General features: G+C 77.3%; 1 protein-coding gene. It reads right to left on the reverse strand.

The annotated features are described in order from the left end of the window. A partial coding sequence (locus CCL05_RS46645; protein WP_244204529.1) for a hypothetical protein occupies positions 1–348 on the reverse strand: 348 nt, incomplete at both ends.

A 348-nucleotide genomic window follows, 5' to 3' on the forward strand; every position in this document is an offset into this window, starting at 1 on the left:
CCTCGCCACACTCCAGCCCGGCGACACGGTGTACGCGCGCGTGCAGCCGTGCCGCGAGGCCTTCCGCATCGACGCCACCGGCGTGTCCGCACCGGTGGTCATGATCGCGGCGGGCACCGGCCTCGCCCCGTTCCGCGGCGCCATCGCCGACCGCGCGGCGGCCCTCGCGGCAGGCGGCGAACTCGCCCCGGCCGTCAGCAGGGCCCAGACCTCCTCGGCCTCGGCGGCGATGCGGTGCTGCACGAACCGCACCTCGCCCTCGGGCGCCTCGCTGAAGGCGGGGCGCAGCGAGACGGCTCCGGCCATCTCGGCGGCGCGCAGTTCGCCCGCGTGCAGGAAGTCGGCGTC

Origin of the sequence: Streptomyces africanus, from assembly GCF_002150735.1 — a bacterium.
Lineage (GTDB): Bacteria > Actinomycetota > Actinomycetes > Streptomycetales > Streptomycetaceae > Streptomyces > Streptomyces africanus.